We start from the raw sequence: 6858 nt of genomic DNA, 5'->3' as shown, positions 1-6858 counted from the left end.
GGCGCCGCCGCCCGTCGCGCCCGGGACGCCGCCGATGGCGCCCGCGCCGCCCGTACCGCCGGCGCCCCGGCCGTTGGTGCCGGGGAAGGAGCCGTTCGGGAAGCCGTTGCCGGAGCCGGCCGTGGTGGAGGCGATCTCCACCCGGTCGCCCTCCTGGAGACCGGAGAGCACCTGGACGGTGGTGTCCCCCTCGACGCCGACCTCCACGCCGACCCGCTCGGTGCTCCCGTCCTCGTGGACCACGGTGGCGGTGCGGCTGGAGCCGGTGCCGGCCAGCGCGGCGGTGGGCAGCGAGAGCGCGTTGTCCGCCTCTCCGGTGACCACCGAGACGGTGGAGCTGAGGCCGGTGCGCAGCTTGCCGGTGTCGCCGGTGATCTGGAGCGTGGCCGCGTACTGGACGGCCGCGGCGCCGCCGGTGCCGCTGCTGGTCGGCAGCGGGCTGACGGCCAGCACGGTGGCGTTGAGCCTGGTGTCGGACTGCGCGTTGAGGGTGACGGTGGCCGCCTGGCCCTTCTTGAGCTTGAGCGAGTCCAGCTCGGAGAAGTTGGCGGTGACCTGCATGCCGGTCGGGTTGGTCAGCACGATGAAGCCGCTGGGGGTGCCGGTGCCGCCGCTCTTGGCGGTGGTCGAGCCGCCGGAGGATCCGGAGGAGCCGCCCGCCGAGCCGGTGCCGCTCACCTGGTCACCGGTCTTGCCGGCGACCGAGGCCACCGTGCCGTCGACGGTGGCGGTCAGGGTGGTGCCGGCCAGCGCGGTCTTCGCGTTGGCCAGGTTGGTGCGTGCGGTGGTGACCTGCTGCTCGGCCTGGGCGACGGCGGCCTCGTCCACCTTGGTGGTGGTGATCGTGGTGGTCTGCGGGACGGGCGTGGCGGTGGCGGTCGGACGGTTCCCGGTGCCGACGGTGCTCCCCGTGCTCCCGGTGCCCGCGGTGGCCCCGGTACTCCCGGTGCCCCCCGTGCCGCCGCCGGAGGAGGTCTTCGGCTCCACCGGCACCTGGGTGCTGGTGGTCACCCCGGCCTCGGCCTTGGTGAGCGCGGCCTCGGCGGTGTTCACGGCGGCCTGGGCGGCGTCCACCTGCTGCTGGGCGGTGGTGGTGTCGACGGTGGCGAGCACCTGGCCCTTGGTGACGGTGTCGCCGACGGCGACCTTGACGGAGGTCAGCCGGCCGCCGGTGGTGAAGTCCTGGGCCGCGTCGCTCGGCGAGACCAGGGTGCCGCTTCCGGACACGGTGGCCAGGACCGTGCCCTTGGCGACGGTCGCGGTACGGGTCTGGGCGCGCCCGGCGGCCACGCCGGGTTCGCTGTCCAGGGTGGTGTACACCAGGGCGCCGCCGCCCAGCAGCGCCACGCTGAGCGCGGAATTGACGAGGACGGCCCCACGCCGTCGCGGAAGCACCTTCATGGCCGCCAAGCTTCGCCGGGAGCTCTTGCTTGGTCCTGGACGGCGGCTGGGCGGGTGCTGACCGGACGAATCCGGACGAACGGGACCACTCGCCCGGATCGCCCACCGGCCGGCCCCGGGCGGGGCGAAATGTCGACCGGACTCCCAGCGGTCTCCCAGCCACGCACAGCCATTCGGGAGCCGGGGCGGCCCGGCCCTCGACAGCACGCCGGGGCGCGCCCGCCGGGGGCGCGCCCCGGACGGGCGGTCGGTCACCGGGCCCGGCCTCCCCGCCCCCGCTCACGGAGGGCGGCCGGGGAGGCCGGTCGGTCAGGCGTCCAGCTCCTTGCGGAAGGCCTCGGCCACCGAGAGGAAGATCGAGTTCCCGGCCGCCTCGCCGATCGAGACCCGCACGCCCTCGCCCGGGAACGGGCGGACGATCACGCCGGCCTCGGCGCAGGCCGCGGCGAAGTCCAGGGTGCGCTCGCCGAGCCGCAGCCAGACGAAGTTGGCCTGCGAGTCGGTGATGGTCCAGCCCTGGGCGCGCAGCGCGGCGGAGACCCGGACCCGCTCCTCCACCAGCGACTCCACCCGCACCAGCAGGGCGTCCTCGGCGCGCAGCGAGGCCACCGCGGCGTCCTGGGCGAGCTGGCTGACGCCGAACGGGACGGCGGTCTTGCGCAGCGCGGTGGCGACCGGCTCGTGGGCGATCGCGAAGCCGACCCGCAGGCCCGCCAGGCCGTACGCCTTGGAGAAGGTGCGCAGCACGCAGACGTTCGGGCGGTCGCGGTAGAGCTCGATGCCGTTGGGGACCTCGGCGTCGCGGATGAACTCGATGTACGCCTCGTCGACCACGACCAGGACGTCGGCCGGGACGGCGTCGATGAAGCGCTCCAGCTCCGCGCGGTGGATCGCGTTGCCGGTCGGGTTGTTGGGGTTGCAGACGAAGATCAGCCGGGTGTTCGGGGTGATCGCCGCGAGCATCGCGTCCAGGTCGTGGTCCTCGGTGGCGGTCAGCGGCACCGGGACGGGGGTCGCGCCGGCGACCTGGGTGATGATCGGGTACGCCTCGAAGGAGCGCCAGGCGAAGATGACCTCGTCGCCGGGGCCGGCGGTGGCGAGGATCAGCGACTGGGCGACGCCGACCGAGCCGGTGCCGGTCGCGATGTGCTCGGCGGGCACCTCGAAGCGGCGGGCCAGCTCGGCGACGAGCCCGGTGCCGGCCATGTCGGGGTAGCGGTTGAACGAGCCGGCGGCCGCGACGGCGGCGTCGAGCACGCCGGGCAGCGGGTCGTACGGGTTCTCGTTCGAGGACAGCTTGTAGGCGTCGGCACCGGCCGGCTTGCCGGGCTTGTACGTGGGGATGCCGTCCAGGGTCGGCCTCAGCCGGGGGCCCTGCGCTGCCGTACCAGTCACGAGCTTGCTCCTTCTGTGATCACTGATTCGCGGTACGTACGGGATCGCCGCCGCCCCCGGGAACTCGGCGCACCCCGGACCACCCCGGTCGGGTGCCCTGAACGATACCGACCCGCCCTCACCCGTAGGAGTGAGATGCCCGGTCGGGTCATGGGTGCAGATCAGCCATTCTGCCGGGTTCCTTTGGCACATGTCAGAGGTAAGACGGCCGATTTCAGACGGGGATCGAAGGAGCGCGACCCGGCTCACTCGCGGAGAAACGTATCTCCTCGGGCTCCCGATGCGCCGGTCACAGACCCTTGTCAGGAGCCATACGATCGGTCCGCCATGACAGCAGCAGCCAACCAGAGCGGTCGGCGACCCACCACCTCACGGCGTCTGGAGCGGGCTGGCATCCGGGATGTGGCAGCAGCCGCCGGAGTGTCGATCACCACCGTCTCCGACGCGCTGAACGGTAAGGGCCGCCTGCCCGACGAGACCAGAAGCCGGGTCCGCGAGGTCGCCGAGCGCCTCGGCTACCGCCCCTCGGCCGCCGCCCGCACCCTGCGCACCGGGCGGTCCGGCCTGATCGGCCTGACCGTCACCACCTACGGCGAGGAGCCGTTCACCTTCACCGAGTTCGCCTACTTCGCCGAGATGGCGCGGGCCGCCACCAGCGCCGCGCTCGGGCGCGGCTACGCGCTCGTGGTGCTGCCCGCCTCCTCCCGGCACGACGTGTGGGGCAACATCGCCCTGGACGGCACCGTGGTGATCGACCCGCCCGACCAGGACCCGCTGGTCAGCGAGCTCTACCGGTCCGGCGTCCCGGTGGTCAGCGACGGCAAGCCCGGCAACTGCCCGGTCACCGCCTGGGTCGACAACGACCACGAGGCCGCGGTGCTCGGCATCCTGGAGCACCTCTCCGAGGCCGGCGCCCGCCGCATCGGCCTGCTCACCGGCACCAGCACCGACACCTACACCCGGCTCTCCACCGAGGCCTACCTCGGCTGGTGCGCCACGGTCGGCCAGCAGCCGGTGTACGAGGCCTACCCGGCCCACGACCCGGCCGCCGGAGCGGTCGCCGCCGACCGGCTGCTCGCCCGCCCGGACCGCCCCGACGCCGTCTACGGCCTGTTCGACCCCAACGGCACCGACCTGCTCGCCGCCGCCCGCCGCTACGGCCTGCGGGTGCCCGACGACCTGCTGCTGGTCTGCTGCAGCGAGAGCGACGTCTACGCCTGCACCGAGCCGCCGATCACCACCCTCTCGCTCAAGCCGCGCCGGATCGGGACCACCGTGGTCAACCTGCTGATCGACGCCATCGAGGGGGTCGACTCGGGCACCGGCGTGGACATCGCCCGGCTCTTCCCGCCCCGCTTCCGCACCGCCGGCACCGGCCCGCCGCCCGGCACCCTGATGCCCACCGAGCTGATCGTCCGCGCCTCCTCGCAACGCCGCTCCCCGCGCACCACGGTCAGCCCGCCACGCCCGCCGGGCGAGGTCTAGGCCTCCCGACGGCCTCCGAGGCCCGTAAAACAGCCCCCTCAACCATCCCAGGCCGGGATAAAACGGACCTGACGGGCCGCCCGGCTGACGCTCCGGAGGATTGGATACCCACCAGGTGACGACTCCGGGAGAGTGGTCTTCCTATGATGGGCGAATGACACCCGAGGACCGCTTCCCCGGGCCTGATCACCCGGACTCAGGCCCACGCCACCAGCCGGACCTCGATGTGCTGCCGTACGGCACCTACTACGAACCGGAGCCCACCGGGTACGCCGGAGCGGCGTACGACTCCGAGACGTACATCGGGTACGGCGGCGCCCGGTACCTCGAACAGCACTGGCCGCACGACGGGCACACCGTCCACGACCGGCCCCACGCCGGACACGACGTCCACCCCGGCCACGCCGGGGACGGGACGCACGACGTCCACCCCGGCCACGACGCCCACGCCGGGCACCCCGGGCACGGCGGCTACGAGCCCACCCTGCCCGACCAGCCCTCGCCGGCCCACCGCGCCGACGACCCGCCGACCATCGAGCTCGGCCCCCCGCTCCCCGAGCCGGCCTACCCGTACCCGGCGCCCGGCCCCGGCGAGCCCCCCGGCCCGCTCTACGTGGTCGGCGACGTGCACGGCTACCTCGACGAACTGCTCGCCGAGCTCCGCCACCAGGGCCTGATCGACGCCGACGGCCACTGGTCCGCCGGCCGGGCCCGGATCTGGTTCCTCGGCGACTTCACCGACCGCGGCCCGGACGGCATCGGCGTGATCGACCTGGTGATGCAGCTCGCCGCCGAGTCCGCCGCCGCCGGCGGCTACTGCCGGGCGCTGATGGGCAATCACGAACTGCTCTTCCTCGGCGCCGCCCGGTACGGCGACGAGCCCGTCCAGTCCACCGCGGGCACCGCCTCCTTCCTCGCCGCCTGGCGGCTCAACGGCGGCCAGCAGCACGACCTGGACCGCCTGGAGGCGCACCACATCAGCTGGCTCTCCCGCCTCCCCGCGATCGCGCTGGAGGACGGCCACCTGCTGCTGCACTCCGACACCACCGCGTACCTGGAGTACGGCGAGTCCATCGCCGAGGTCAACGACGCCGTCCACGCCCTGCTCTCCGACGAGGGCGTCGACGCCTGGTGGGACTGCTTCCGCAGCTTCACCAAGCGCTTCGCCTTCCGCGGCGACGCCGGCCCGCAGGCCGTCCACGAGCTGCTCGACACCTACGGCGGCGTCCGTGTCGTGCACGGCCACAGCCCCATCCCGTACCTCACCGGCGCGGTGCACAACGACGACGGCGCCCCGCCGCACATCCCCGGGCCGCACATCTACGCCGACGACCTCGCCATCGCCATGGACGGCGGCGTCACCATGGAGGGGCGCCTGCTGGTCGCCCGACTGCCCGTCAACTGAAGCGCACCCCACCGGCCCCGGGCCGCGGCCGCGCCGCACCCGGGGCCGAGGAATTCCGGAAACCGACTGCCCAATCGGCCACACCCGCCCCTACCATCGAGGGCACACCACCCCCGGCCGCCCGTGAGGCCGTCCCCCACCCGTGCCTCGGCCGCGCCGGAGAGAAGCTGTTTGGCTGAACGGGGTTTCCATGACCAACGCCCCGCACCTGCTCGCGGAGGACCGCCCGGACTTCGAGCGCCTCCTCAACGAAGCACTGCGTGACGGCACCGTCCTCACCGCCCTGCGCGCGGCCGGCGGTCCCACCGCCGAGCAACTGCGCGCCCGGGCCCTGCTCGCCGCCGACACCCTCGCGGCCCCGGCCGCCGGCGAGTACGCGCGCTACACCGCGCTGCGCGAACGCCTCGGCCGCGACGCGCCGCCGGGCCCGGTCCCCGAGGACGAACCCACCGCGCCCAGCCTGCTCACCCAGCTGCGCTCCGCGGAGGGCGGCGCCGGGCTGTTCCCGGTGCTCACCGTGCTCACCCCGATCCTGGCCTGGGCCGCCGCCCTCCTGCTTCTGCTCATCGGGTACGTGCTGCGCGCCGCCGACCCGGCGCTGCCGCTGGCCCGCTCGGTGCTCACCGCCGGCTGGGTGGCGCTCGCCGCCGGGGCCGCCGCGATGCTCGTCGGCATCGTCGGACTGGTGCTCACCGCGCTGCGCGACGGCGCCGCCCCGCCCGCCGGCCCCGTCCCGCCCGGCTCCCCCGCCGTCCCGCACCCGCGCGCCGACCCGGAGCGGGCCGCCGACCTCGACGAGGCCCGCCGCCGCTGGCAGGAGGCGCTGCGCGAGCGGGCCCTGCTCCCCTACCTGCACGCCCAGCTGCGCCCGGACCGCGCCGGCCCCGCGGCTGCGGACTCCACCGGCCCGGACTTCACCAGCCCCGGCTACTCGGGGCCCAGGTACTCCGGGCCCGGCTTCAGCAGCCCGGGCGTGGAGGGCCTGACCGACCCCGAGGGCCGCGAGCCGCGCACCGCCTCCTTCACCGGCCCCGACTTCAGCGGCCCCGGCTACACCCCACCGGCCTTCACCGGCCCCGACGACGTCTGACACCGCCCGGTCCGCCCGCGCGGCACCGGGCCCGGCCACGGTGGCGGACGGCCGGGGCGGGCGAGTACGACGGCAGGAAGTG

The 6858-nt window shown here is 74.5% G+C and carries 5 protein-coding genes; 3 read left to right on the top strand and 2 right to left on the bottom strand.

The window, feature by feature from the left end; genetic code table 11:
• On the bottom strand, positions 1 to 1401 hold a 1401-nt coding region (locus ACWEQL_RS39760; RefSeq protein ID WP_452156059.1), incomplete at its 3' end, for an efflux RND transporter periplasmic adaptor subunit.
• 309 nt (positions 1402 to 1710) lie between these two features.
• On the bottom strand, positions 1711 to 2796 hold the full coding sequence (gene hisC, locus ACWEQL_RS39755; protein ID WP_452156057.1) for a histidinol-phosphate transaminase: 1086 nt from the start codon (positions 2794 to 2796) through the stop codon (positions 1711 to 1713).
• Positions 2797 to 3123: 327 nt separating this feature from the next.
• On the opposite strand from hisC, the gene ACWEQL_RS39750 reads away from it, so the two are divergent.
• The 3 genes from ACWEQL_RS39750 to ACWEQL_RS39740 all read left to right on the top strand — a co-directional run bounded on the left by ACWEQL_RS39750 (position 3124) and on the right by ACWEQL_RS39740 (position 6776).
• Entirely contained in the window at positions 3124 to 4281 is a 1158-nt protein-coding gene (locus tag ACWEQL_RS39750) for a LacI family DNA-binding transcriptional regulator (RefSeq protein ID WP_452156055.1), read from the top strand.
• A gap of 154 nt (positions 4282 to 4435) precedes the next feature.
• On the top strand, positions 4436 to 5686 hold the full coding sequence (locus tag ACWEQL_RS39745) for a serine/threonine protein phosphatase (protein ID WP_452156053.1): 1251 nt from the start codon (positions 4436 to 4438) through the stop codon (positions 5684 to 5686).
• A gap of 190 nt (positions 5687 to 5876) precedes the next feature.
• On the top strand, positions 5877 to 6776 hold the full coding sequence (locus tag ACWEQL_RS39740; RefSeq protein WP_452156051.1) for a hypothetical protein: 900 nt from the start codon (positions 5877 to 5879) through the stop codon (positions 6774 to 6776).
• Positions 6777 to 6858: the final 82 nt, after the last annotated feature.

The organism is Kitasatospora sp. NPDC004240, assembly GCF_053603215.1.
The sequence above is the reverse complement of the archived record's forward strand: the minus strand, read 5'-3'. Positions and strand labels throughout refer to the sequence as shown.

Coding starts and splice junctions, on each gene's coding strand:
- ACWEQL_RS39750 (WP_452156055.1), top strand. CDS start 3,124: ATGACAGCAGCAGCCAACCAGAGCGGTCGGCGACCCACCACCTCACGG.
- ACWEQL_RS39745 (WP_452156053.1), top strand. CDS start 4,436: ATGACACCCGAGGACCGCTTCCCCGGGCCTGATCACCCGGACTCAGGC.
- ACWEQL_RS39740 (WP_452156051.1), top strand. CDS start 5,877: ATGACCAACGCCCCGCACCTGCTCGCGGAGGACCGCCCGGACTTCGAG.